This is a genomic window from Neisseria sp. HMSC056A03 (assembly GCF_001815685.1).
GTDB lineage: Bacteria > Pseudomonadota > Gammaproteobacteria > Burkholderiales > Neisseriaceae > Neisseria > Neisseria subflava.
Window position 1 is genome coordinate 21,776 of sequence record NZ_KV821633.1, and the last position, 26,130, is coordinate 47,905.

Sequence of the window (26,130 nt, forward strand, 5' to 3'; positions counted from 1 at the left end):
GCCGTCTGAAAATGTTTCAGACGGCCTTTTATTGTGATGATTGTACTTCAAGCGACTAGTTGGGGAAAAATGGATTTTAAGCCGGCAACAATAATCTCTACGGAAATGGCGGCTAGCATCATGCCCATGATGCGGTTGAGGATGGTCAGGCCGGTAGTGCCCAAGCGTTTGCTGATGCGTCCGGCCACGACCAAAATGAAATAGCAAATCAGGCTGACCAAGAAGCCGGAGATGATAATTAGGGCAATATCGCTGTAATTTTTGGCGGCAGAGGAATAAATGATGACAGTGGAGATACCGCCGGGGCCGATGGTAATCGGAATGGCAATGGGTACGACGGCAATGGCTTTTTCATTGCGGCGGACTTGTTGCGCATTTTGATGTTCTTCTGAATGGGGATCAATTTTGGGTTTGGCCGGGTTGTCGTTGCCGTTCATTAAGGAGATGGCAATCAGCAAAACCAGAATCCCGCCGCCGACTTGGAAAGAGCCGACGCTGATGCCGAGTACTTTCAACAAGATACCGCCGCTCAGTGCAAAGACGATGATTACGATGAAAACGGCCAATGCGGCAGTACGCGCGATTCTGCGCTTTTCTTTGGTGCTGTGGTTTTGTGTCAGATCAAGATAAATCGAGAGCGCGCTGAAAGGATTAATCAGCACGAGAAATGCCACAAGCAGCTTGCCGATTTCTACACCCAGTTCCATATTATTCCTCGCTTTCAGTTAGGTCATCGTTATCCGCATTACGGCGGCGGTTTTTGTGTTCGTTGGCAATACCCATCAGCAGGGCGAGCACCACCATGATGGAAAGCGTAGCCGTGCCGCCGTAGCTGACCAAGGGGAGGGGGACACCTACGACGGGCAAAATACCGCTGACCATGCCCATGTTTACAAAGGCATAGCAGAAAAAAGTCATGGTCAATGCGCCTGCCAAAGTACGACTGTAAAGGGATTGCGCTTGCGCGGCAATCCACAATCCGCGTGCCAGAATGATAAGGTAAACCAGCAGTAAAAGGATATTGCCAATCAGGCCGAACTCTTCGCCGAATACTGCGAAAATAAAGTCAGTCGTTGATTCGGGAATATAGTCCAAATGGGTTTGCGTACCGTTGAGCCAGCCTTTGCCCCATACACCGCCCGAGCCGATGGCAATCATAGATTGGATGATGTGGTAGCCTGCACCTAACGGATCTTTGGTTGGGTCGAGCAAGGTGAGAACACGGGTTTTCTGGTAGTCGTGCATGCCGTAGTTCCACAAGAGCGGCAAAGCGGCCACAAAGGCAATAATAGCGGCAAAAATAGCCTTCCAAGGCAATCCAGCAAAGAAGATGACAAAAATACCCGAAGCCATAATCAATGCTGCCGTACCGAGGTCGGGCTGCTTCAAAATCAGGGTGACAGGAACAAGAATCAGCACGAGGGCGACAATATAATGTATCCATTTCAGACGGCCTTCATAGCGTTGGAAATACCACGCGACAGTCATGGGAATGCCGATTTTCATGATTTCGGAAGGTTGGATACGGGTAAAGCCGAGACTCAGCCAACGGGTCGAGCCGTTGACGGTAACGCCGGCGACTTCGACACCAATCAACAGTAATACGCCGACAATGTAAACCGGCAGGGCAACTTTGGCAGCCGTTTGCGGCTTGAATACGGCGATAATCCATAACAGGGCAAAGCCCAAAACGGTATGGATGGTTTTGTTTTCTAATTGGCCGAACTCTTGCCCGTCTGCAGAATAGAGCAGGAACAGGCTCATGATGTAGATGGCGAGCATGGCAAAAAACAGCCAAGGGTCAATCGGGGCTGTAATGGTGGATTTGAAATTTTTCCACGCTGATGTGTTATTCATGATGAACCTCCGGCTGTGAGGCAGGGCTTGTCGAAGTCAGTCCGTAGGCAGATTGGAAAATGCTGGTAATAGGCTGATGCTTGTTCGTTGTTTCAGTTTTGGCCGAATCTGACTCAAGGCCATCTGAAAACTGTTGCGGCTTGACGTGAAGCATATAAAAATCAGTCATTTCACGAGCCAATGGCGCGGCATACGCACCCCAACCGCCATTTTCCAAAATAACGGCAATGGCAATTTCAGGTTTTTCCAATGGCGCAAACGAGATAAACCATGCGTGGTCGCGGTGTTGTTCGCGCAGGGCTGCGGCGTTGTAGCGGCCGCCCTGTTTGATTTGTACGACCTGGGCCGTACCGGTTTTACCACCCATCGTATAAGCAAGTCCGCCACCGATACGGTGCGCCGTACCGCCCGGTTTCAATACCTTTTCCATTGCGCGTTTGACGTATTCGAAGTTGTCGGCTTTGAACGGAATTTGACGCTCGGGATTGGGGTTGATGCGGGTAATTTTGCGTTCGCCGAAATCCAATACTTCTTTGACCAAATGCGGCTGATGAACGACACCGTCATTGGCAAGAGAAGCTGTCGCATGTGCCATTTGCAAAGGCGTGTAGGCGTTGTAGCCTTGGCCGATACTGACAGAAACCATTTCGCCGGCGCGCCATTCTTTCGCGGTAGGGTCGGAAGACTTGGCAAAGCGTTTGGCTTTCCATTCGCGGCTAGGCAAAACGCCTGCATATTCGCTGGGCAGGTCAATGCCGGTTTTTTTGCCGAAACCGAATTGCGCCAGATACGGAGAGGCTTTATCGATACCCATCTCGTAACCCAAGCGGTAGAAGAAGGTATCTGAAGATACTTGAATGGCTTTGCTCAAGTTGGCTGAGCCGTGGCCGCTGCGGACTGAGTCGCGGAAAATATGGCGGCTGCCGGGGATGCTCCATGCGCCGGGAGCGGGGGTGATGGTATTTTGAGTGATTTTGCCGCTTTCTAATAAGGCCATGCCCATAAAGGGTTTGAATGTAGAACCCGGCGGATAAAGGCCTTGGGTAACGCGGTTGATCAAAGGCTTTTTCCAGTCGTCATTCAGCATTTTCCAAGTATCGCTGTCGATGCCGTCAATAAAGAGGTTGGGATCGAAAGAAGGCTTGGAAACAAAAGCCAAGACAGTACCGTCTTGCGGATTGATGGCTACCAATGCGCCACGGCGGTCGCCTAAAATGCGGTCGGCTTCCTGTTGCATACGGATATCCATGCCCAGGCGCAAGGTTTGCCCCATTTTTGACGGGACATTTTTCAATACGCGGACGATATTGCCGTAAGCATCTTTTTCGACTTCCTGATAGCCTGGAATGCCATGAAGCTGGTGTTCGTAATATTTTTCCAAGCCGGATTTGCCGATATGCGTACTGCCGCGGTAGAGGGCGGTCAGGCCTTCTTCTTCCAGCATTTCTTTGTCTTTGTCGCTAATACGGCCGATATAGCCTAAGAAATGGGAAGTCAGTTTGCCGTAAGGATATTCGCGGAATGTGCGTGAATTGACCTCTACGCCTTTAAATTCGCGCAGATGTACGGACAAACGGGCTGCCTCTTCATCGGTCAGCCTGAGTTTGAGCGGGATATTTTCAAATTTTCGATAGCTTTCGCGGTATTTTTTGAAGCGTTTTAAATCTGTCGGTGTGATATCGACGTATTTTTTTAATGCTTCGATAACATCTTCCATCTTGCCTTCAATGCGGCTGGGAATAACTTCTAGCGAAAAGACTGGATAGTTTTTGGCCAAAGGAACGCCGTTGATATCGACGATTTCGCCGCGTACAGGCGGCGTTGGAATCAGGGTGATGCGGTTGCTCGATGCCTGACCAGAAAACTCGTTGTGTTGAGTCACTTGTAGGTAAAAGAACCGCGCCAGCAAGATGGAAAAGAAGATGACGATCAGGATAAAAGCAACGAGCAGGCGCAATAGGGCATCGGCTTGTGCTGCCTGAGCGGAAGGTTTTTGGGTATGTTGACCACCGGAAAGACGGCGTGGAAGAATCGGTTTCATCTTTTCAGCGGGAGCGGTAAATACGGGTCACAATCAACATTAGCTGGCTGAGTATCGGCCAAAGTAATGCGCCGACAAATGGGGCAACAAAACCTTGCAAAGTGATGACCTGATGATTAAGAAACAAACGGGCAACAGTTAAGACGGCCTGATTGAGAAGCAGTGCAGCCAATACAGCGGCCAATTGCATAATGTGGCCGTAAAGCATGATTTGGCGGCGGCGGTTTAAGATGAAATAAGTCATTACGACGTAAGACAGGGCGTGCAAGCCCAAAGTCGCGGCGGTTGCGGCATCGACAATCAGACCGATGGCAAAAGCCAGTCCCATGCCTGCGCGTTGCGGTTGGTGCAATGTCCAATACAGCAACATCAGTGCCGTCATTTCAGGCAGCCAAAAGAATCCGTCAAAGGAAAACGGCATAAAGTCCAGTATCATCATCACTATGAGACTGGCCGCCATGATGTGCAGCGGTACTGCACGGTAAGAATCGTCAAAATCGTTCATGAAATCAGCGTGGGGAAGAAGGGGCGGAAGAAAGTACCAAGACAAAACGGCTGCTGCGTAAAGCGGCCAAAGGCGTCAGTTGCGTATCGTAATAAGGCGTTCCCGATGCACGGACAACCTTGCTGACGGTTGCAACGGGAATCCCCGCCGGATAAGTACCGTCCAAACCGGAAGTCAGCAGAACATCGCCGGGTTTCAAGTCGGAGCCGGTTGGGAAATAGCGCAAATCCAAACCGTTGCCATTGCCGTATGCCAAGTTGCGTTCGCCGGTGCGGCTGACAGCTATGGGGACAATGCTTTGTCCGCCCGAAATCAGCCCAATTTCCGCACTTTGTGTGTGAACTTGTGTCAACAGGCCGATCAAACCGCTTTGATCGATGACCGCGTCGCCAACTTTCAAACCGTCTTGACTGCCCTTGCCGATAATCAGTCTTTCGGAAAGTGGATCTTTGCCATTGGAAATGACTTCCGCGCCGATAACGTTGTGAATGCCTTTTTGTTGCAAACCGTACAGTTTTTTCAATTCGTGCAATTCATCGGTATTGACTTTATCCCGCTGCAAATCGATTTTCAGACGGCCATTTTCTTCCAGAAGCTGGCGGTTTTGTTCCAAGAGCTCGGATTTAGACTGGGAGAGGTCGGCAAAATATTGATAAAGTTGAACAGGTTGATTGGCCAGCCATTGAACAGGGTAGAGCATAGGCATGACTGCCGCGCGTACAGGCTGCATTAATGAAAAGCGGTAATCAGCTACCATCAGACCGGCAGCCAGAGCAATATAAACGACAAAACGAGGCAACAGCTTAGGGCCTTTTGCCTCGTCAAAGCGCAAAGAAGAGCGTTCCATAACCATCTACCTTATGGGTTTTCCGTGAATACGGTATCATCCCATTTGCCGATATAGTCCAAAGCCTTACCGGCACCATAGGCAACGCAGTTCAGAGGTTGGTCGGCAATACCGACGGGCAGGCCGGTTGCGTCGGCCAAGACGGTATCGATACCGTGCAGAAGCGCACCGCCGCCGGTCAGCATAATACCGCGGTCGGCGATGTCGCCGGCCAGTTCGGGCGGAGCCTGTTCCAAAGCCAGACGGACGGCACGGATGATTTGATTTACCGTTTCACTCAATGCTTCACGGATTTCATTTGAAGTAACCGCCAAGGATTTAGGCGTACCTTCGGCCAGATTGCGGCCTTTAATGCGCATGGCTGTTTCGGTTTCAAAGCCCGAGGCCGAGCCGATTTGTTTCTTCAATTCTTCGGCCGTAGCTTCGCCAATCAAGACACCGCGATGGCGGCGAAGGTAATGGATGATGCTTTTATCGAATTCATCGCCGGCTGCGCGGACAGAAGCAGAATAGGCCATGCCGCCCAGCGAAAGAATACCGATTTCAGTCGTACCGCCGCCAATATCGACAATCATCGAACCTGCCGCATCTTCAATTGGCAAGCCCGCGCCTAAAGCGGCGGCCATCGGTTCTTCAATCAAATGTACGCTTGCCGCTCCGGCAGCAAACGCAGAATCCAAAATCGCTTTACGTTCCACTTGGGTGGAGCCGCCCGGAACACAGATAACCACACGAGGCGGAACCAAAGACCGTCCTTCGGTGGCTTTTTTAATCAACATACCCAGCATACGCTCGGTAATCACAAAATCAGCAATCACGCCGTCCCTCATCGGGCGGACAATTTCAATATTGCGCGGCGCACGCCCCTGCATTTTTTTGGCTTCCGTGCCCACGGCTATAATTTTACTTTTATTGCCTGCGCCGGATTGAATCGCAACCATGGACGGCTCATCTAAAACAATCCCTTTGCCGCGTACAAAAATCAGCGTGTTGGCCGTGCCCAAGTCGATGGCAATATCATTAGAGAGGAAACGAGATAAAAGGCGAAACATAGGATTCCTGAAATTCCGGCCCAGCCCGGATGTGTTTAGCATTATTTAAAATAAGAAAAACAGGTACACAGTTTTAGACGGATAAATGCCCCCTTAAAAGGCCGTCTGAATTAAAACACCATGCCAACCTGTTTGGTTTTCGGTTATAATTCTTCGCTTCATAGAAGACGAAATGCAATGATACCCCAAACCAAAGAGGCATTGCTATCAGACAAGGATTTTTTATGGCTTTAAGCTTAAATGATGTGGAAAAAATCGCAAAACTCTCGCGCCTCACTTTAACGGACGAAGAAAAAAACAAAACGCTTGCCGAGTTGAACGACATTTTCGCCATGGTTGAAAACATGCAAAGCGTCAATACCGACGGCATCGAACCCATGGCGCATCCGCATGAAGCCGCTTTGCGCCTGCGCGAAGATAAAGTGACTGAAACCGATCACGCTGCAGAATATCAGGCTGTTGCCCCCGAAGTGCGCAACCGTCTGTATATCGTTCCTCAAGTGATTGAAGAATAAGGTTTCAGACGGCCTTTGCTTATCGGCAAACCCCTATTACAAGGCCGTCTGAAAGGATATTCTGTTCAGACGGCTCGATTTATTGATTTAAACGGATGTTTTAAATATCTGTTTTGAAAGAAAAAATTGTTTTATAGAAAGTACGGCACAATGACCGCTTACACGCTCAAACAAGCCAGCAGCCTGCTGCAATCCAAACAAATTTCCGCAGTCGAATTGGCGACCGAATATTTGGCCGCTATTGCTGCGAAAAATCCTGCCATCAACGGCTACGTTACCATCGATCAAGATAAAACCCTTGCTGAGGCCAAAGCAGCCGATGCGCGTATCGCGGCCGGTAATGCAACGGCTTTGACCGGTGTGCCGGTTGCTTACAAAGATATTTTCTGCCAAACAGGTTGGCGCAGTGCATGCAGCTCCAAAATGTTGGATAACTTTGTTTCTCCTTATACTGCCACTGTGGTGCAAAACATGTTGGATGCCGGCATGGTGACTCTTGGCCGTACCAATATGGACGAATTTGCCATGGGTTCGACCAATGAGACTTCGTTCTACGGCGCAACCAAAAACCCATGGAATCTTGAACATGTTCCCGGCGGTTCGTCAGGCGGTTCGGCTGCCGTGATTGCGGCTCGTTTGGCACCGGCTGCGTTGGGTTCGGATACCGGCGGTTCTATCCGTCAGCCTGCATCGCATTGCGGTATTACCGGCATCAAGCCGACTTACGGTACGGTTTCACGTTTCGGTATGGTTGCCTATGCTTCCAGCTTCGACCAAGCCGGCCCTATGGCGCAAACGGCCGAAGACTGTGCGATTTTGTTGAACGCCATGGCCAGCTTTGACGAGCGCGATTCCACCAGTTTGGAGCGTGACAAAGAAGACTACACACGTGATTTAGACAAGCCGCTCAAAGGTTTGAAAATCGGTTTGCCTAAAGAATATTTCGGTGAAGGCGCGGATGCCGATGTTCAGACGGCCTTGCAAAGCGTTATCGATTTGCTCAAAGCACAAGGAGCGGAGACTGTTGAAGTTTCCCTGCCGCAAACATCATTGTCGATTCCCGCTTATTACGTTCTCGCCTCTGCAGAAGCAAGTACCAACTTGTCCCGTTTCGACGGCGTACGTTACGGCCACCGTGCAGCGCAATTCGGCGACCTTGAAGAAATGTACAGCAACACCCGTGCCGAAGGTTTCGGCAGTGAGGTTAAGCGCCGTATCATGATCGGTACTTATGTATTGAGTCATGGTTACTACGATGCGTACTACTTGAAAGCGCAAAAACTGCGCCGCCTTGTAGCCAATGATTTTCAGACGGCCTTTGGTCAATGTGATTTCATTTTGGCGCCGACTGCGCCGACTGCCGCGCCTAAACTCGGCAGCGACATTCACGACCCTGTGCAAATGTACTTGTCCGATATTTACACCATCGCCGTAAACCTTGCCGGTTTGCCTGCACTGACTCTGCCTGCCGGTTTCAGCGCAAACGGCCTGCCGATTGGTGTGCAATTTATCGGCAACTATTTCTCCGAAGCCAAAATTTTGGGTGCCGCACATCAGGTTCAACTGAACAGCGATTGGCACACTAAAGCGCCGGAATAAGAGTAGGGAGCCTATATGCCTGAAAAGTTTTCTTTTCCGGGATTTAAAACTGTTTATCAGAATGCGCCAAAGTTTAAAACGCAACATTTAAAATTTACATTGCGAACATTGTGGTATCGTAAAGAAATTAAGGCATTTGAGCAGTTTGTAAATGCTTCGGAAATATGCCAAAGTTTTTTTAGTCAAATGCCCCAAGATGCCTATCCTTTGATACATGAGTTTGTTGATAAGAAACTTAGTGGTCAAGATAGGTTAAAAATTATGCAGTCAGATTTTGAGGCTGCAGAAAAGCTGTTTGGAAAAGAAAGAGTAATGGGTATGAAAACCCGTTCCTTTCATATTGTTTTGGCAAAACCTTCAGACGGCCTTGAGATTTGGCTTAACCGAAATGACAATTGCGTTGATGAGGGGATGTGGTCTCTTTCTTTACGAGAAAGCAATAGAAGACGTCTGTATATGACAACATTCGCCTTTGTAAATAATATGCTGCTTGCAGCCTCCCTTCAGGGACCAGCAGGAGAAGAGGCGAAAGATACTGTAAGGGTTTTAACTAAGAAGCTACATGGATTGCGTCCTCAGCAATTGATGGTGCATGCATTGCAATATTTTGCTATTGCATTAAAGCTGGATGGTGTGATTGGTATCACACAAGATAGGCAAGTTAAGCTACGTTGGCGCTTGAAGAAACGTGTCAAAATGAACTATGACCAATTTTGGCAGGAGCATGGTGCTCAAAAGGGTGTTGATGGATTATGGCATCTTCCAAAAGAGCCGGTGCGTAAAGATTTTGAGGAAATCGAAAGCAAAAAACGGTCTATGTATCGTAAGCGTTATCAGATGTTAGATGAAATCGAAGAGCAAATAAGAAATGGTTTAGCTCCTATAAAATAAACTATCATCTGATGAATAAAACATATATATGAATACAACCGACTTCATTCAAATCATTGGGACAGCTGCGTTTGCCATTTCCGGCTATTTGGTCGGCTACAACAAGCAATTGGATGTACTCGGTGTCGTCATTACTGCGTTACTGACGGCTGTTGGCGGCGGCATGATACGCGATGGTTTGGTCGGCCGGATTCCGCAAGTGTTTTTGAAAACCGATGCGTTGATTGTTGTGTTTGCCACGCTTGCCATTGCATGGTTGATAAGGGTACAACGCTATCGCAGCACCTATTTGGCCGCTGCTTTTATTATTGCCGATGCCATCGGTTTGGCAGCTTTCAGCATTACCGGCGCACAAATCGGTATGGCCTTGCAGCTCAATTTGTTTGGCGTTATTTCTTTGGCTTTTGTGACTGCCGTTGGCGGCGGTATTGCGCGCGATATTTTGGTCAATGATGTGCCGATGATTTTGCGCACCGACCTTTACGGCAGCGTAGCCATTTTGATTGGCGGGCTGATTTATCTGTTCGGGCATTTGGGCTGGATTAATATTTTTACGTTAAACCTGCTCTTTGCCGGCGGATTGTTGTTTCGTCTGACTGCATACCGTTTCCATTGGCAACTTCCCGGGTTCCAACGCCGCAGGAAATAAACTTATCTTACAGACGGCCTCTTATGGATTTCTTATTCAGGCCGTCTGAAAAACGAATCACTCATTTAACCGATTAACTTTTTTTCGACAGAAAGACCCTTATGACTTGGGAAACCGTAATCGGACTGGAAATCCACGTCCAACTCAACACCCAATCCAAAATCTTCAGCGGCGCATCCACTGCATTCGGTGCCGAGCCTAATGCTCACGCCAGCGTGGTTGAGTGTGCGTTGCCGGGCGTATTGCCGGTAATGAACCGCGAAGTCGTCGAAAAAGCCATCAAACTCGGTTTGGCTTTGGATGCGAAAATCAATCAGAAAAACGTGTTCGACCGTAAAAACTATTTTTATCCTGATTTGCCAAAAGGCTATCAAATCAGCCAGTTGGATTTGCCGATTGTGGAACACGGCAAACTGGAAATCATAGTAGGCGATGAAGTTAAAACCATCAATGTTACCCGTGCGCACATGGAAGAAGATGCGGGTAAATCCGTACATGAAGGTTTGAACGGTGCCACCGGTATTGACTTGAACCGTGCCGGTACGCCTTTGTTGGAAGTTGTCTCCGAGCCGGAAATGCGTTCCGCTGCCGAAGCGGTGGCATACGCTAAAGCGTTGCACGGTTTGGTAACTTGGCTGGATATTTGCGACGGTAATATGGCGGAAGGCTCGTTCCGCGTCGATGCCAACGTTTCTGTACGTCCAAAAGGTCAGGCAGAGTTCGGTACACGCCGTGAAATCAAAAACCTCAACTCTTTCCGCTTCTTGGAACAAGCCATCAATTATGAAGTGGAAGCGCAAATCGAAATCTTGGAAGACGGCGGTAAAGTACAGCAGGCAACCATGCTGTTTGACCCTGAAAAAGGCGAAACCCGTGTGATGCGTTTGAAAGAAGATGCGCACGATTACCGCTATTTCCCGGATCCGGATTTGCTGCCGGTTATTATTTCAGACGGCCAATTGCAAAAAGCCAAAGAGCAAATGCCTGAGTTGCCGCATGAAATGGCGGCGCGTTTTGTCGCCGATTACGGCGTATCTGACTATGATGCACGTCTGTTGACTGCCAGTCGCGCTCAAGCTGCCTACTTTGAAGAAGCAGCCAAAGCCTGTGGCCAAGGTAAATTGACTGCAAACTGGATGAACGGCGAGCTTGCTGCCACCTTGAACAAAGAAGGTTTGGAATTGGCTGAAAGCCCGATTACAGCTCCACGCCTTGCTGAGTTGGTTGCTAAAGTTGCGGATGGAACATTAAGCAGCAAATTGGCGAAAAAAGCTTTTGAAGCAATGTGGGCCGAGCCTGAAGCAGGTATTGCCGAAATTATCGAGAAACATGGTTTGCAACAAATTACTGACACTGGTGCAATTGAAGCGATGGTGGACGAAGTGTTGGCAAACAATGCGAAAGCCATTGAACAATTCCGTTCCGGCAATGAAAAAGCCTTGAATGCGATTGTCGGCCAAGTGATGAAAGCAAGTAAAGGCAAGGCTAATCCGGCTCAAGTTCAAGAGCTGATTAAAGCCAAATTAGCTTGATAGATAGGACAGGCCGTCTGAAAACAGGTTTATTTTCAGATGGCCTTTATTTTTGATTTTAAAACTATTCTAAAATACCATGACACATACTATTACCTTATCAGATCAAATCACATTTACGGCAAACGAGGATGAAACCGTTCTTGCTGCCGCGACCCGTCAAAATTTAAATCTGCCCCATTCTTGTAAAAGTGGTGCCTGCGGACAATGCAAGGCCGAGTTGATGAGTGGCGAATTTGAAATGGGCGATCATATTGATAAAGCCATCAGCGCCGAAGAAAAAGCGCAGGGTAAAGTGTTATTGTGCTGTACTACTGCGAAGAGCAACCTGAAAATCAATGTGCCGGGGTTTAATCCAAATGCTTTGCCGGTGCGCACTTTGCCTGTACGCATCGAAACGATTGAAATCAAACATGATGTTGCTTTGTTGAGGTTGGCTTTACCTAAAGTGCCGTCATTTGCATTTTATGCCGGACAATATATTGATTTGCTGCTTCCCGGCAATATCAGCCGCAGCTATTCAATCGCCAATTCGCCTGACCAAGAAGGTGTTTTGGAACTGCATATCCGTAAACGTGAAAACGGCGTATGTTCGGAAATGATTTTTGGTGCCGAGCCGAAAGTCAAAGAAAAAGGTATTGTCCGCGTTAAAGGTCCATTGGGTACGTTTACTTTGCAAAAGGACAGCGATAAACCGATTGTTTTGTTGGCAACGGGTACAGGTTACGCACCTATCCGCAGTATTTTGCTTGATTTGATTCATCAGAATAGCGAACGTCCGGTTCATTTCTACTGGGGGGCACGTCAGCAGGAGGATTTGTACGCATTGGAAGAAGCAGAAGCATTAATAGGCCGTCTGAAAAATGCAAAATTCTCGCCTGTTCTTTCTAAGCCTGATTCCGATTGGAAAGGGGAGAATGGATACGTGCAAAATGTTGCCGCACAAAATTATCCTGATTTGAGCCAATATGAAGTTTATGCTTGCGGGTCACCAGCTATGATCGAGAGTGCACAAAGTTTGCTGACTCAAAAATGTGCTTTACCGGAAGATGCCTTCTTCTGTGATGCTTTTTCACCGGCATAATGATGTTTATACAGAATTTATATGTTTGAATGCAGGTGTTAAGAGTAAAATTTGATGGCAATCTGTTTGAGAAAGAGTGTGTTTTTGCACACTCTTTTTTCTATGTGGTAGTTATTGCATAGATATTTATGGCTTGAAGAGATAGCTATTTTGTTTTTAAAAATTGAATTTATTATTTATCATAAAGAAAAGGCCGTCTGAATGTTTCAGACGGCCTTTGTTTTGAAGCAAGTATTAGCTACCGATCAGTTTCAAACGTTGACCAGGAGTCACAGTACGGGTATTGCGGTTCCAACGGCGGATATCATTAACATCAACATTGAAACGGTTGGCGATGGTGTTCAAAGTATCGCCTTTGCGTACAGTGTAGGAAACGTTTTGAATCGGGTTGCTGCGGACTTTTGCAGGAGCAGCTGTGACCCGAAGGATTTGGCCTTTTTTGATATTGTTGCCTTTGATGTTGTTGGCAATAATCAAATCAGCTACGCTCAAGTTGTAACGTTTGGAGATGTTAAACAGCGTATCGCCATCTGCCACGCGGTGTGTGCCTGCTTCAAGTGCTGCAGTTTGTGTGTTTTGTTGACCGTTTACACGGGCAAGACGCGCATTGATGCGGCGTTGTTGTTTAGCGGTATTGGCTGCGATACGTGCGGCACGAGCACTTTCGGCAGTGACAACAGTTTGAACTTGTTTGGCTTCAGGAGTTGCTTCAGCGACAGTCGCTGCAGGTTCCTCCGCAGGTCGGCTTTGTACCAAAGCCATCAGGTCATCATGCTCTTCTTGAACCGGCGCAGCAGCAACAGATTCAACTGCTAGAGCAGGGGCTACATCGTTTGCGGCAACAGTCGGTGCAGTCAAGTCGGCAGGGATAGCTGCTTTGGGTGCTTCTGCAACATTTGTAGCAGCAGGATCAGAAGTAGTATGGGGCATGGCTACAACAGGGGCGGCTACATCCGCATTTGCAACTTGAGGCTGCGCCTTGGTTTCTGTTACCGCTACGGAAGTAACGTTTTCAGCTTTGCTGCGTGCAATAAAGTCAACCGGTTTGCTGGACTGTGGAACAATAGGAGAAACAATATTGGTCACGGTATTTTGAGCGACTTTAACCGGTTCTGCTACGTTGGAAGCAATAATCGGAGACATGGCCGGCATATTGGATTGGTAAGTATCCGGCGTATTGTCTTTGTCGATAAAGTTAATAATGTCTTGGCTTGGGGTAGCTGAGTTTTTAGCCACCAAAATGCTGCGGCCTTCAGAAATGGCGCTACCGCTCAGGCCGTTGAGGCGTTTGAGTTCGGCTACGCTCATGCCGGTATCGTTGGCGATGGCATTAAGTTTTTTGTTGCCCAAAGAGGTATAAATATCCCAAGATATCAGGGTATCTGGATTGGCATTGCGGTAGTTCTTTTCAAATGCAGAAACCGCAGAAACCGGTAACAACAGACGACGGTTGTTTTTAGGGATAAATACTGGGGCATTGAAACCTGGGTTGAGTGCCAACAGTTCGCTTTCGCTGATGTTTGCAAAGCGAGCGATTGTGCTGTTATCAATAGGTTTGTCGATGCTGACAGATTTGAAATACGGCTGATTGCTGATTTCGCTGATATTCATGCCGAAAGTTTGCGGGTTGGCAACGATGTTGCGGACGGCCAAAAGTTTTGGAACGTAGTTGCGTGTTTCGTTCGGCATACGCAGGTTTTCGTATGTCGGCTCCAAACCTTGCGCACGGGCGCGGTTTACGGCGCGGCCGACGTTACCTTCGCCCCAGTTGTAAGCGGCAAGGGCCAAAGACCAGTCGCCGAACATACCGTGCAGGTATTGCAGATAGTTCAATGCGGCATCGGTAGCGGCGTAAACGTCGTGGCGGCCGTCATACAAAGGCGTTTTTTCCAAGCCGAAGTGGCGGCCGGTAGCCGGCATAAATTGCCACAGGCCGGATGCGCCGACATGTGATTTGGCTTTGGTTACGAATGCGCTTTCAATGAAAGGCAGCAAAGCGATTTCAGCAGGCATATTGCGTTTTTTAACTTCATTGGCAATATGGTACATATAAGGTTTGCTGCGGGAGATGGTGCGGTCGAAATATGCACTGTTTGCAGCAAATTTGTTTTCATGGCGGCGAACCAGTTCTGTATTGACTTCGTTGATGCGGAAGTCTTTACGCAACGATGCCCACAAGCTACCAGAGCCGAAGGTTTGTGCTTTGGCTTGGTCGAGCAGGGAGGAGTTGAGACGCATCATGGCCATGCCGACTTGGTTGGGCGTGGCGTTTTGCGCGTAGGCTGTGGCGGAAACTGCCGACAGGCTTGAAACGGTCAGAGCGATGGTTTTTAGTTTTGCCATAGTAAATAGAGTTATCAAATATATAATAAAATTTCGTCTTTTCGATGGTATCGTTTCAGCATTCAATCGTCAAGTCGAGCAGGGAATTTGCTTGTATGATGTGGTCGTGGTGTTAAAATTCTGTCACACAAGTCGGGATGCATAGGGGGCATTTAATGGAAACTTTTTTTATGCAAACGCCAATGGGACAATATCTTGCACAAAAAGAGGCGGATTTTTTCAGACGGCATTTGCAATATTTGAATGGCCAAGTGACAGTTCAATTAGGCGGTATATGGCAAAGGCCGTCTGAAAATATGATTGTGGTGCCGCGCGATGTGCGGATGGATGCTGAAATGTTGGCATTTGAAACGCATTCTGTGGATGTATTATTGATGCCCCATCTTTTGGAAATTTCATCTGCCGATTTGGTGTTGCAAGAGGCATTTAGGATATTAAAACCCGAGGGCAGGTTGATTTTGACGGGGTTTAACCCTAAATCTTTGTGGGGATTAAGCTCGTGGTTTGATGGCAAAAGACTACCTATGAAATCTCAATGCTTGGCTCTGGCTGAGATGAAACGAAAAATTGCCGCTATTGGTTTCGAAATGGAATATGGGCAATTTATGGATTATCTGCCTGCTGTGAATTCGCCATCTGCTTTGCGGTTTTGGCGGTTTATGGAAAAGGCGGGGGATAGGTGGTGGCCTCAATGTGCGGCGGTTTATGGTGTGGTTTTAACGAAACATTTAATTGGTGTCCATCCTTTGCCTGAATTGGAATCTGCATTCGATGGCAATACGGTTGCTTTAAGTACGGCACGTTTGGCTGAATAGTTTTCAGACGGCCTATATATAATGATGAATTTGGAGACTAATGATGCCTGAATTACCTGAAGTGGAAACGACTTTACGCGGAATCGCGCCGCATATTGATGGCAAAAAGATAGAAAAAGTCATTATTCGCCAGTTTAAATTGAGATGGCCTATTCATCCAAACTTGGCGCAAATTTTGGCCGAGCGCAAAATTTTGGCATGCAACCGTCGTGCGAAGTATTTGATTATTACTTTTGAAACAGGTATTTTACTTATTCATTTAGGTATGTCCGGCAGTTTGCGGATTTTTACCGCCGATGATGAGCGTATCGCCACACCAGATAAACACGATCATTTGGATTTTGTATTTGATGACGGTACCGTATTGCGTTATCACGATCCGCGTAAATTTGGTGCGGTATTGTGGTATGAGGGTATTGCCGAGCATCATCCGCTGTTGGAAAAACTGGGGCCGGAGCCGCTCTCGGACGATTTTGATGCAAATTACCTGTATCAGAAATTGAAAAACCAAAAGCGAGCAGTTAAATTAGCGCTGATGGATAATGCGGTGGTGGTTGGCGTTGGCAATATTTATGCGAATGAAAGTCTGTTTAAGGCAGGTATTTCGCCATTGCGTCCGGCGAATAAACTGACCAAAAAAGAATGCGCATTATTGGTGGAAACCGTTAAAGCGGTTCTGCAAAGGGCGATTGAAACCGGCGGCAGTACGCTGCGAGACTTCGTTAATAGCGATGGAAAAAGCGGCTACTTTCAGCAGGAGTATACGGTCTATAGCCGTCACAATGAGCCTTGTGTCCAATGTGGTGGGCTGATTTTTAAAGAAACTTTGGGGCAGCGTGGAACATTTTATTGTCCAAATTGCCAGAAATAGTTTCAGACGGCCTTAAATGTCAGAGGCCGTCTGAAAATAATGAACACAATACAGAAGAAATTTTATGTCTAAACAAAAAGCTCCTTTTTTTAAACGACTGGGCAGACTTTGCCGTTTGGCAGCTTGGTTATTCAGAACCGGTCGGGATTTGCGTGCCATCGATGGCAACAATGCAGAGGAACGCAATCACGCTGTGGTTGTTTTGGGAAAAGGTGCGTTGGATGCTTTGGATATCGAATTGGAAATCGGCGTACCGCCGCAAGGAAATGTGAGCGGTACTTTGGTGGTGGCCAATCATGTGTCTTGGTTGGATATTTTTGCCATGAGTGCCGTTTATCCGAGCAGTTTTATTGCGAAACAGGAAATTAGCGGCTGGCCGGTTTTGGGGAAAATGGGTAAAAATGCCGGCACGGTGTTTATTAAGCGCAATTCCCGCCGTGATATCGAGCCGATTAATCAGGCGATTTGTGCGGCATTGAAAGCAGGGCAAAATGTCAGTTTCTTTCCCGAGGCACGCACTTCTTCTGGCTTGGGTATTTTGCCGTTTAAAGCAGCCCTGTTTCAATCGGCTATTGATGCGAAAGCGCCGATTCAGGCAGTAACTTTGCGATATTATGATGGCGAAGGACAACGGACGGATCTGCCATCCTATGCGGAGGTAAACCTGTTTCAGTCTTTATGGCGTATTGTTTCTATGAAGAAAATCCGTATCCGTTTGGATTTCTCGCCTCAATACAAACCGACAGACATGCCGGATAAAGACCGCTATGTTTTGAAGGATATTGCGGAAACAGCCATCGGTGAAATTGTGGCTTCGGATTCTCCCGTTCAGCCCTTACCTAAAAAATAATTTCAGTCAGGTACTTGTTTTATTTCAGACGGCCTCCATTTAAAGAAACAGCTGTTTTCGGTTTAATTGAATTGATAGTTTGATGTAATTAATATTATTTGAACTATAAATTATACAAATCGATAGGCCTGCATTAGAATGCAAGCATTGATTCATTTCTCAAACCCGAATTTTTAAGGAGCTTAAAAATGGCTTTGCAAGATCGTACCGGTCAAAAAGTACCTTCCGTAGTATTCCACACTCGCGTTGGCGACACTTGGAAAGATGTTTCTACTGATGATTTGTTCAAAGGCAAAAAAGTAGTCGTGTTCTCTCTGCCTGGCGCATTTACTCCAACTTGCTCTTCTTCTCACCTGCCACGCTACAACGAATTGTTTGGCGCGTTCAAAGAAAACGGTGTTGACGCTATCTACTGCGTATCTGTAAACGACACTTTCGTAATGAACGCTTGGGCTGCTGAAGAAGAAGCCAACAACATCTACATGATCCCTGATGGCAACGGTGAATTCACTGAAGGCATGGGCATGTTGGTTGGCAAAGAAGACTTGGGCTTCGGTAAACGCTCTTGGCGTTACTCCATGCTGGTTAACGACGGCGTGGTTGAAAAAATGTTTATCGAACCTGAAGAACCAGGCGATCCTTTCAAAGTGTCTGACGCTGACACTATGTTGAAATTTATTGCTCCTGAGTGGAAAGCTCAAGAGTCTGTTGCCATCTTCACCAAACCTGGCTGCCAATTCTGTGCTAAAGCTAAAAAAGCTCTGCAAGACAAAGGCTTGTCTTATGAAGAAATCGTATTGGGCAAAGATGCAACTGTTACTTCCGTACGCGCTATTACCGGCAAGATGACTGCTCCTCAAGTATTCATCGGCGGCAAATACATCGGCGGCAGCGAAGACTTGGAAGCTTACTTGGCTAAAAACTAATTGCCTGTATGCTTAAGACGGCTTGAAAAGGCCGTCTGAAAGACCCAAATATAGAGTTATTCAAACGACGTTTGCAAATCGGCGTTCTGAATAACTCTATATTTACAAGTAGAATTTGAGATTATTGTTTTAAATCGATATTTAGGTATTGGCTATTAATTTTTAGATTTTGATAGTTTATGAAGTTTAGGCCGTCTGAAAACGGATAACCTGATGGCAATATCGGTTTGGATATAGACAGTAAGGATAAAATATGAAAAAGATTCAAGCAGATGTGGTAGTACTGGGTGGCGGTACAGCCGGTATGGGCGCATTTCGCAATGCCCGACTTCATACAGACAATGTTTACCTGATTGAAAACAATGTATTCGGAACAACTTGTGCACGTGTCGGCTGCATGCCGTCCAAATTGCTGATTGCGGCTGCGGAAGCGCGCCATCATGCTCTGCATACCGATCCGTTTGGCGTGCATTTGGATAAAGACAGCGTAACGGTAAACGGCGAAGAAGTCATGCACCGCGTGAAGTCCGAACGCGACCGTTTTGTCGGTTTTGTAGTCAGCGATGTAGAAGAGTGGCCTGCCGACAAGCGCATTATGGGTACGGCAAAATTTGTTGATGAACACACCGTCCAAATTGATGACCACACTCAAATTACTGCAAAAAGTTTTGTGATTGCCACCGGTTCGCGCCCTGTGATTTTCCCACAGTGGGAAGTTTTAGGCGATCGCTTGATTGTGAACGATGATGTTTTTTCTTGGGATACCTTGCCTAAGAGTGTGGCCGTGTTCGGCCCTGGCGTAATCGGCTTAGAGTTGGGTCAGGCTTTGCACCGTTTGGGCGTAAAAGTTGAGATTTTTGGCGTAGCCGGTGCGATTGGCGGTATTTCCGATCCTGTTGTCGCTGAAGAAGCCAAAACCGTTTTTGGTGAAGAGTTGACTTTGCATTTGGATGCCAAAACCGAAGTCAAATTGGATGCAGAAGGTAATGTTGAAGTTCATTGGGAACAAGATGGCGAAAAAGGTGTGTTCCATGCCGAATATGCTTTGGCTGCCGCCGGTCGCCGTCCGAACGTGGACAATATCGGTTTGGAAAACCTGAATATCGAAAAAGATGCGCGTGGCGTGCCTGTTGCCGATCCGTTGACCATGCAAACCAGCATTCCGCATATCTTTATCGCAGGCGATGCGTCCAATCAATTGCCTCTGCTGCATGAAGCTTCCGACCAAGGCAAAATTGCCGGCCACAATGCCGCTATTTTCCCGAATATTGAGGGCGGTTTGCGCCGTAGCGTAATCGGCGTGGTATTCACCAGTCCGCAAATTGCCACTATCGGCTTGAAATACGCGCAAGTTACGGCGAAATATCAGCCTGATGAGTTTGTCATCGGCGAGGTTTCCTTCCGAAATCAAGGCCGCAGCCGCGTTATGTTGGTCAACAAAGGCCATATGCGTTTGTATGCTGAGAAAGCGACCGGCCGTTTCATTGGTGCGGAAGTTGTCGGCCCTGCTGCCGAACATTTGGCACACTTGATGGCTTGGGCGCATCAAATGAAGATGACGATTCCGCAAATGCTGGATATGCCGTTTTACCATCCGGTTATCGAGGAAGGTCTGCGTACTGCATTGCGTGATGCCGATGCAAAATTGAAACAGGCTTGATTATTTGATGGAATAAAGGCCGTCTGAAACTCGTAGTAAGGTTTCAGACGGCCTTTTTTATGCTTTGAAGACGTTAAATCAATTCTAAATCCGGACCGGCATTTTGCGCACGACGGCTTCGTAATTGAATGTCTAGGCGCAAGTCATGGGAGGAGTCGGCATTTTTAATGGCGTCTTTATAGCTGATATCGCCGTTTTCATACAAATCATACAAGGCTTGGTCAAAAGTGATCATGCCCATGCCGGTTGATTTTTTCATCATTTCTTTGATGTTGTGGACTTCGCCTTTTTGAATCAAGTCGGCGATAATCGGCGAATTGAGCAAAACTTCGACCGCCGCCACACGACCCCGTCCGCTTTCACGGGGAATCAGTCTTTGTGAAATAAAGGCTTGCAGGTTGAGCGACAAGTCTGTCAGCAACTGGGTACGGCGCTCTTCGGGGAAGAAGTTGATGATGCGGTCGAGCGCTTGGTTGGTATTGTTGGCATGTAGTGTCGCCATACACAAATGGCCGGTTTCCGCGAAGGAAATAGCGTAGTCCATGGTCTTGCGGTCGCGGATTTCGCCAATCAAGATAACATCCGGTGCTTGGCGCAGGGTGTTTTTCAGCGCAATCGGCCAATTTTCGGTATCTACGCCGATTTCTCGTTGGGTGATGATGCAGTTTTTGTGTTGGTGGATAAACTCAATCGGGTCTTCGATGGTGATAATGTGGTCGAAGCTGTTTTCGTTTCGATAGTCGATAAGGGAGGCGAGAGAAGTGGACTTGCCCGAACCTGTACCACCGACAAAAATAATCAGGCCGCGTTTTCTGAGGGCGATGTCTTTCAGAATAGGGGGCAGATTGAGCGTTTCAAATTTCGGGATATTGCTGGTAATGGAGCGGAACACTAAAGCTGTTGCACCGCGTTGAACCATGGCATTGACACGGAAGCGACTGGTATCGGGCAGGCTGATGGCGAAGTTGCATTCGTTGGTGGAAGAAAATTCTTCGATTTGTTTGGAAGACATAATCGAAAAAGCGATTTCCATACATTTTTCAGCACTCAACGGCTCATCACTCAGTCGCGTAATTTTGCCGTCCACTTTCATGGCCGGCGGGAAATTGGTGGTAATGAAAAGGTCGGAGCCTTTGTATGTGTTCATATGGTGTAGCCAAGCGAACAATTCTTCTTTTGCACCCGGAGTATTTTCGTCAAACATAAGAATTCAGATAGTTAATATTAAGTTATTTCATTGAGAATAATTATAACAGAAGCAACCATTATTTGCTGTTTGCCAGCTCGAGCGTCAATCTGTTTTAAATTGAGTGTCGTTCTGGGAATATAGCAGATTTTTCAGTATCCCTGTGATTTTAAATTCTGCTGTTATAATGTTGCCCAATTAGTGAATGGAAAGGTAACGAGATGTCAGTACAAACAATTGCCGTGGTCGGCGCAATGGAACAGGAAATCGAGCTTTTGCGTGAAAGCATGGCCAATGTCAAGCATGTATCCTTCGGTAAATTCTCTGCGTATGAAGGCGAGTTGGCCGGAAAACGCATGGTATTGGTTTTAAGCGGTATCGGTAAGGTTAATGCAGCGGTTTCGACTTCTTGGGTCATTCATCAGTTTGTACCGGATTGTGTTATTAATACCGGCAGTGCAGGCGGTTTGGGCAAGGGCCTGAAGGTTGGCGATGTGGTTATCGGCGAAACTGTGGCGCATCATGATGTTGATGTAACGGCTTTTGGTTATGTTTGGGGGCAAGTACCGCAACTTCCTGCTGTGTTTGCATCGGATGAGAACTTGATTCGCCAAGCAGAAAAGGCGGCGCAAGTGTTTGAAGGTGCGTCCGTAACGCAAGGCTTGATCGTCAGTGGCGACCGTTTTGTGCACAGTAGCGAAGGTGTTGTGGAAATCCGCAGCCATTTCCCTGACGTAAAAGCAGTGGAAATGGAAGCCGCGGCGATTGCGCAGACTTGTCACCAGTTGGAAGTGCCGTTTGTGATTATTCGCGCCGTATCCGATTCGGCAGATGAGAAAGCGGACATCAGATTTGAAGAGTTTTTGAAAACAGCGGCCGTCAGCTCTGCGAAGATGGTGACCGAGATTGTCAAATCGCTATAAAATCATGCAGAAACGTTGAATTTCCGTTAGAATACGGAACGATTCAACCTTATTCTAAGGCCGTCTGAAAACCGAATCCCTGTTTTTTCAGACGGCCTTTCCGACTTTAATTGCATTTATCTTAATAACAATATGAAAAACATACGGAATTTCTCCATTATTGCCCACATCGACCACGGTAAATCGACGCTTGCCGACCGTTTTATCCAATACTGCGGCGGTTTGGATTTGCGCGAAATGAGTACGCAGGTGCTCGACTCTATGGACATCGAAAAAGAGCGCGGCATTACCATTAAAGCGCAAACCGCCGCGCTCAACTATAAAGCACGCGATGGGCAGGTGTATCAGCTCAATCTGATTGATACTCCGGGACACGTCGACTTCTCTTACGAAGTATCCCGTTCGCTGTCGGCTTGTGAAGGTGCGCTTTTGGTGGTCGATGCGTCTCAAGGTGTAGAAGCGCAAACCGTGGCGAACTGCTATACCGCGATTGATTTGGGCGTAGAAGTCGTGCCCGTTTTGAACAAAATCGACTTGCCTGCCGCAGAACCCGAACGCGTGGAGCAGGAAATTGAAGACATCATCGGCATCGATGCCGTCGGCGCGGTGCAATGTTCAGCCAAAAGCGGCATCGGCGTGGAAGACGTTTTGGAAGAAATCGTTGCCAAAATCCCCGCACCGACCGGCGACGAAAACGCGCCGTTGCAAGCGGTTATTGTCGATTCATGGTTTGACAACTATGTCGGCGTGGTCATGCTGATTCGAGTGAAAAACGGCACCATCAAGCTGAAAGACAAAGTGCGCTTTATGAGCACCAAGGCGGAAACGCAGGTTGAGCAGCTGGGCGTATTTACGCCGAAATCGGTTCAAAAACAAGAACTAAAAGCCGGCGAAGTAGGCTTTTTGATTACCAGCGTAAAAGAATTGGGTCAGGCAAAAGTCGGCGATACGGTTACTTTGGTTGCCAACCCTGCCTCTGAGCCGTTGCCCGGCTTCCAAGAAGTACAAAGCCAGGTATTTGCAGGCCTTTATCCGGTGGAAAGCCACGACTACGAAGCTTTGCGCGATGCGTTGGAAAAATTGCAGCTGAACGATGCTTCGTTGAAATTTGAGCCTGAAGTTTCCCAAGCATTGGGTTTCGGCTTCCGTTGCGGCTTCTTGGGCCTGTTACACTTGGAAATCGTGCAGGAGCGTTTGGAGCGCGAGTTCGACATGGACTTAATTACCACTGCGCCAACGGTGGTTTATGAAGTTGTGTTGAAAAACGGCGAGAAAATCGAAGTTGAAAACCCGTCCAAACTGCCTGAAATCAGCACCATCGAAACCATTCTCGAGCCGATTATCACTGCGACCATCCTCGTGCCGCAGGAATATGTCGGTAACGTTATGACTTTGTGTAACCAAAAGCGCGGCGTTCAGGTTAATATGCAATACATGGGCCGCCAAGTCATGCTGACTTATGATTTGCCGATGAACGAAGTTGTCATGGACTTCTTCGATAAGCTTAAATCGACTTCGCGCGGCTATGCCTCGCTGGACTACCATTTCAAAGAATTCCAACCGTCTGATTTGATTAAGCTCGACATCATGGTCAACGGCGAAAAAGTCGATGCCCTGAGCCTGATTGTGCACCGTCAAAGCGCGGTTCACCGAGGCCGCGAACTGGCAGCGAAAATGCGCGAGCTGATTCCACGCCAAATGTTCGACATCGCCGTCCAAGCCGCCATCGGCAGCCAGATTATCGCCCGTGAGAACGTCAAAGCATTGCGTAAAAACGTTTTGGCGAAATGTTACGGCGGCGATATTACGCGTAAGAAAAAACTTCTTGAAAAACAAAAAGCAGGTAAGCGCCGCATGAAACAAGTGGGCAACGTGGAAATCCCGCAAAGCGCATTCTTGGCGATTCTGCAAGTGAGCGACAAATAATGAGTATAAATCTGACTTTAGGCGCAATCGTTGTACTGCTGGCCGGTTTGGTCCTCAACTTCAAAAGCAGCAAAGAGCGTCAGGAAAACGGCGAATGGAGCTCCAGCCTGCAATGGAGTTATCTCTTGTGCATGGTCGGCGTATTCGGCATTTTGTCCGAGTTTATGAGCTTTACCGCCGTATTGCTGGCGTTTGTCGTGTTCACCTGTATTGTTTGGGCAATCCATAAAGGCCGTCTGAAAAAAAGCGAGACCGGCGAAGACAATGCGCATTTTACCGACTACATGGGCGGTTTTTTTCCCATCATCTTGGTTATCTTTGTGTTGCGCAGCTTTATTGCCGAGCCATTCCAAATTCCGTCCAGCTCCATGCGTCCGGGCTTGGTCAAAGGCGATTTTATCTTGGTGAACAAATTTTCTTACGGTATCCGCCTGCCGATTTTGAATAAGGTCATTATCCCTGTCGGCAACATTGCCAGAGGCGATGTCGTGGTGTTCAATTATCCACTTCAGCCTGAGATGAATTACATCAAGCGCATCGTCGGTATTCCGGGCGACGTTGTGGAATACCGTGATAAGGTTTTGACTGTTAATGGTGAAATTATTTCCGAAAAACCAAACGGCAATTATCAATACGCAGATGATACCGATCCGTCTATGATTCATACGCTTGAGCGTTTTCATACTGCCTTGAACGGCAAAAACTTTGATGTGGTCAAAGAGGCCGGTCAACCTTCCGTATCTATTGCTGTATTGAACAAATACATCTCCGAAGTGATGCCTGAAAGCAATTACTCGCTTGAAACAAGCGGTTTGGAAAATTGCGAATATGCAGAAGACGGTAATGGCTTTATCTGTAAAGTTCCTGAAGGCCGTTATTTCGCGATGGGCGACAACCGCGACAATAGCGCCGATTCCCGTTACTGGGGATTTGTTGATGACAAACTAATCGTCGGTAAAGCCTTTTTCGTTTGGATGAACTTTGGCGAACTCAGCCGTATCGGTACCAGTATCCAATAAGCAATAACAGATTAAAAGGCCGTCTGAAATTTTTCAGACGGCCTTTTTGTATCTATTTTTTGTCTTTTAACGAACCTAAATAAATCGCCAATAAAGTCAAAGTGGCGCCGCTCCATTGGACGGTATTAATCGGTTTATCCAGCCAGAAATAATCGATCAACATGGCGGCGACTGGTTCGGAGAGCAGTAGCAGGCCGGTCAGTGACAAGGATAAAAGCGGGATGGCGTAAGCAATTAATGCCCAAGCAAAGCATTGCATGACGATGCCATAGATGGAGACTAGAATCACATCGTTTAAAGTTTTGGGGTATAGATGGGCGGCATCGAATAGTAGAGATGGGATGACCAGCGCCATTGCGCCGCCGAAGCTTAAAATCATCATCAGAGGAAACAAACCGACTTTTTCCTGCTCATGGGTTTTGCGTACAAAGACCATAGACAGGGCCAGCATGGCACCGGACACTACGCCGCTGACAAATCCCCATGCAACATTGTTGTTATGGCTGAACTCTGGACTGCCGATTAAGGCGACGCCTATGGTGGCCAATATCAAACTTAAAATTTGCAGGACGCTTAAACGTTCTGAATAAAAAAAGAAGCCGATGGCGGCTAAAAAGAAAATCTGCAGGCTGTTGAGCAAGGTTGAAATGCCGGGGCCTACGGCGTGAATGCTTTCGTGCCAAAGTGCGAGGTCGAATGCGAGGAAAACGCCGGATAAGATTGCGTAGCCAACCGTTTTTCTTTTCGTGGGCATTTTTTGTCTGAAAAAACGCCCTAGCAGGAAGAATATAGGGGCGGCGATCAGCAAGCGCCAGAATGCGATGGCGTAAGAGCCGACATCGACAAATTTGACGATCAAACTGCCCAAGCCGAAGACGACGCAGCCGACGACCAGCAGGGGCGCTGCATAATTTCCCGAACGTGTGTCCATCGGCTTCTCCAAGAATCAAATGAAGGCGATTATTCCATAAAATATAGCTGGGGCGCTAATGATAAATAGTGGTAAGCCAAGATAAAGGGTTTATGATGAAAGGCCGTC

23 protein-coding genes are annotated in these 26,130 nt (G+C 47.5%); 14 read left to right on the plus strand and 9 right to left on the minus strand.

Annotated elements, in window-relative coordinates:
• Window positions 1-47: 47 nt before the first annotated feature.
• From HMPREF3052_RS06250 to HMPREF3052_RS06275, 6 genes are read right to left on the minus strand one after another with little or no spacing between them, the layout of a single operon-like run.
• Complete coding sequence (locus HMPREF3052_RS06250) at window positions 48-707, minus strand: MarC family protein (RefSeq protein ID WP_003685320.1); 660 nt, start codon at window positions 705-707, stop codon at window positions 48-50.
• A gap of 1 nt (window position 708) precedes the next feature.
• Complete coding sequence (rodA, locus tag HMPREF3052_RS06255; protein ID WP_070749207.1) at window positions 709-1,857, minus strand: rod shape-determining protein RodA; 1,149 nt, start codon at window positions 1,855-1,857, stop codon at window positions 709-711.
• Window positions 1,850-3,898: a penicillin-binding protein 2 gene (mrdA, locus tag HMPREF3052_RS06260; RefSeq protein ID WP_070749208.1), complete on the minus strand. Its 2,049-nt coding sequence runs from the start codon at window positions 3,896-3,898 to the stop codon at window positions 1,850-1,852. The genes rodA and mrdA overlap by 8 nt, the downstream gene beginning before the upstream one ends.
• A gap of 4 nt (window positions 3,899-3,902) precedes the next feature.
• A complete protein-coding gene (gene mreD, locus HMPREF3052_RS06265; RefSeq protein ID WP_036472915.1) occupies window positions 3,903-4,403 on the minus strand; it encodes a rod shape-determining protein MreD in 501 nt (166 codons plus the stop codon).
• A 4-nt stretch (window positions 4,404-4,407) separates the two neighbouring features.
• Complete coding sequence (mreC, locus tag HMPREF3052_RS06270; RefSeq protein WP_049328607.1) at window positions 4,408-5,250, minus strand: rod shape-determining protein MreC; 843 nt, start codon at window positions 5,248-5,250, stop codon at window positions 4,408-4,410.
• An 11-nt stretch (window positions 5,251-5,261) separates the two neighbouring features.
• Window positions 5,262-6,302 (minus strand): rod shape-determining protein, encoded by a 1,041-nt coding sequence (locus HMPREF3052_RS06275; RefSeq protein ID WP_070749209.1) that lies wholly within the window; start codon window positions 6,300-6,302, stop codon window positions 5,262-5,264.
• A gap of 224 nt (window positions 6,303-6,526) precedes the next feature.
• Between HMPREF3052_RS06275 and gatC the strand changes: the two genes are divergently transcribed.
• From gatC to HMPREF3052_RS06305, 6 genes are all read left to right on the plus strand, one after another.
• The gene (gene gatC / locus HMPREF3052_RS06280; protein WP_003685110.1) at window positions 6,527-6,817 is read left to right on the plus strand and encodes an Asp-tRNA(Asn)/Glu-tRNA(Gln) amidotransferase subunit GatC; all 291 of its coding nucleotides are present in this window, start codon (window positions 6,527-6,529) and stop codon (window positions 6,815-6,817) included.
• 150 nt (window positions 6,818-6,967) lie between these two features.
• Window positions 6,968-8,416 (plus strand): Asp-tRNA(Asn)/Glu-tRNA(Gln) amidotransferase subunit GatA, encoded by a 1,449-nt coding sequence (gene gatA, locus HMPREF3052_RS06285; protein ID WP_070749210.1) that lies wholly within the window; start codon window positions 6,968-6,970, stop codon window positions 8,414-8,416.
• Window positions 8,417-8,431: 15 nt separating this feature from the next.
• On the plus strand, window positions 8,432-9,307 hold the full coding sequence (locus HMPREF3052_RS06290; RefSeq protein WP_070749211.1) for a VirK/YbjX family protein: 876 nt from the start codon (window positions 8,432-8,434) through the stop codon (window positions 9,305-9,307).
• Window positions 9,308-9,335: 28 nt separating this feature from the next.
• Entirely contained in the window at window positions 9,336-9,956 is a 621-nt protein-coding gene (locus tag HMPREF3052_RS06295) for a trimeric intracellular cation channel family protein (RefSeq protein ID WP_070749212.1), read from the plus strand.
• 101 nt (window positions 9,957-10,057) lie between these two features.
• Complete coding sequence (gatB, locus tag HMPREF3052_RS06300) at window positions 10,058-11,488, plus strand: Asp-tRNA(Asn)/Glu-tRNA(Gln) amidotransferase subunit GatB (protein WP_070749213.1); 1,431 nt, start codon at window positions 10,058-10,060, stop codon at window positions 11,486-11,488.
• Between the two features lie 79 nt (window positions 11,489-11,567).
• A complete protein-coding gene (locus tag HMPREF3052_RS06305) occupies window positions 11,568-12,572 on the plus strand; it encodes an FAD-binding oxidoreductase (protein ID WP_070749214.1) in 1,005 nt (334 codons plus the stop codon).
• Window positions 12,573-12,806: 234 nt separating this feature from the next.
• Here HMPREF3052_RS06305 and HMPREF3052_RS06310 read toward each other — a convergent pair whose 3' ends face one another.
• Window positions 12,807-14,915 (minus strand): LysM peptidoglycan-binding domain-containing protein, encoded by a 2,109-nt coding sequence (locus HMPREF3052_RS06310; RefSeq protein WP_070749215.1) that lies wholly within the window; start codon window positions 14,913-14,915, stop codon window positions 12,807-12,809.
• Between the two features lie 155 nt (window positions 14,916-15,070).
• On the opposite strand from HMPREF3052_RS06310, the gene HMPREF3052_RS06315 reads away from it, so the two are divergent.
• The 5 genes from HMPREF3052_RS06315 to HMPREF3052_RS06335 all read left to right on the plus strand — a co-directional run bounded on the left by HMPREF3052_RS06315 (window position 15,071) and on the right by HMPREF3052_RS06335 (window position 20,037).
• Window positions 15,071-15,730 (plus strand): class I SAM-dependent methyltransferase, encoded by a 660-nt coding sequence (locus HMPREF3052_RS06315; protein WP_049328599.1) that lies wholly within the window; start codon window positions 15,071-15,073, stop codon window positions 15,728-15,730.
• 43 nt (window positions 15,731-15,773) lie between these two features.
• Window positions 15,774-16,601, plus strand: coding sequence for a DNA-formamidopyrimidine glycosylase (mutM, locus tag HMPREF3052_RS06320; RefSeq protein ID WP_049328653.1), 828 nt, complete (start codon window positions 15,774-15,776; stop codon window positions 16,599-16,601).
• Window positions 16,602-16,665: 64 nt separating this feature from the next.
• Window positions 16,666-17,451: a 1-acylglycerol-3-phosphate O-acyltransferase gene (locus tag HMPREF3052_RS06325; protein WP_003685330.1), complete on the plus strand. Its 786-nt coding sequence runs from the start codon at window positions 16,666-16,668 to the stop codon at window positions 17,449-17,451.
• A 188-nt stretch (window positions 17,452-17,639) separates the two neighbouring features.
• Window positions 17,640-18,377: a redoxin family protein gene (locus HMPREF3052_RS06330; RefSeq protein ID WP_063068818.1), complete on the plus strand. Its 738-nt coding sequence runs from the start codon at window positions 17,640-17,642 to the stop codon at window positions 18,375-18,377.
• Between the two features lie 253 nt (window positions 18,378-18,630).
• A complete protein-coding gene (locus HMPREF3052_RS06335; RefSeq protein WP_003685068.1) occupies window positions 18,631-20,037 on the plus strand; it encodes a dihydrolipoyl dehydrogenase in 1,407 nt (468 codons plus the stop codon).
• Between the two features lie 73 nt (window positions 20,038-20,110).
• On the opposite strand, the gene HMPREF3052_RS06340 is transcribed toward HMPREF3052_RS06335, so the two are convergent.
• Window positions 20,111-21,241 (minus strand): PilT/PilU family type 4a pilus ATPase, encoded by a 1,131-nt coding sequence (locus tag HMPREF3052_RS06340; RefSeq protein ID WP_070749216.1) that lies wholly within the window; start codon window positions 21,239-21,241, stop codon window positions 20,111-20,113.
• A 203-nt stretch (window positions 21,242-21,444) separates the two neighbouring features.
• Here HMPREF3052_RS06340 and HMPREF3052_RS06345 point away from each other — a divergent pair, with 203 nt between their 5' ends.
• The 3 genes from HMPREF3052_RS06345 (at window position 21,445) to lepB (ending at window position 25,091) form a co-directional block, all read left to right on the plus strand.
• A complete protein-coding gene (locus tag HMPREF3052_RS06345) occupies window positions 21,445-22,146 on the plus strand; it encodes a 5'-methylthioadenosine/adenosylhomocysteine nucleosidase (protein WP_070749217.1) in 702 nt (233 codons plus the stop codon).
• Window positions 22,147-22,278: 132 nt separating this feature from the next.
• Window positions 22,279-24,072: a translation elongation factor 4 gene (lepA, locus tag HMPREF3052_RS06350; protein ID WP_070749218.1), complete on the plus strand. Its 1,794-nt coding sequence runs from the start codon at window positions 22,279-22,281 to the stop codon at window positions 24,070-24,072.
• Window positions 24,072-25,091: a signal peptidase I gene (lepB, locus tag HMPREF3052_RS06355; protein ID WP_003685201.1), complete on the plus strand. Its 1,020-nt coding sequence runs from the start codon at window positions 24,072-24,074 to the stop codon at window positions 25,089-25,091. Before lepA ends, lepB begins: the two co-directional genes overlap by 1 nt.
• Before the next feature lie 52 nt (window positions 25,092-25,143).
• On the opposite strand, the gene HMPREF3052_RS06360 is transcribed toward lepB, so the two are convergent.
• A complete protein-coding gene (locus HMPREF3052_RS06360; RefSeq protein WP_070749219.1) occupies window positions 25,144-26,022 on the minus strand; it encodes a DMT family transporter in 879 nt (292 codons plus the stop codon).
• Window positions 26,023-26,130 lie beyond the last annotated feature (108 nt).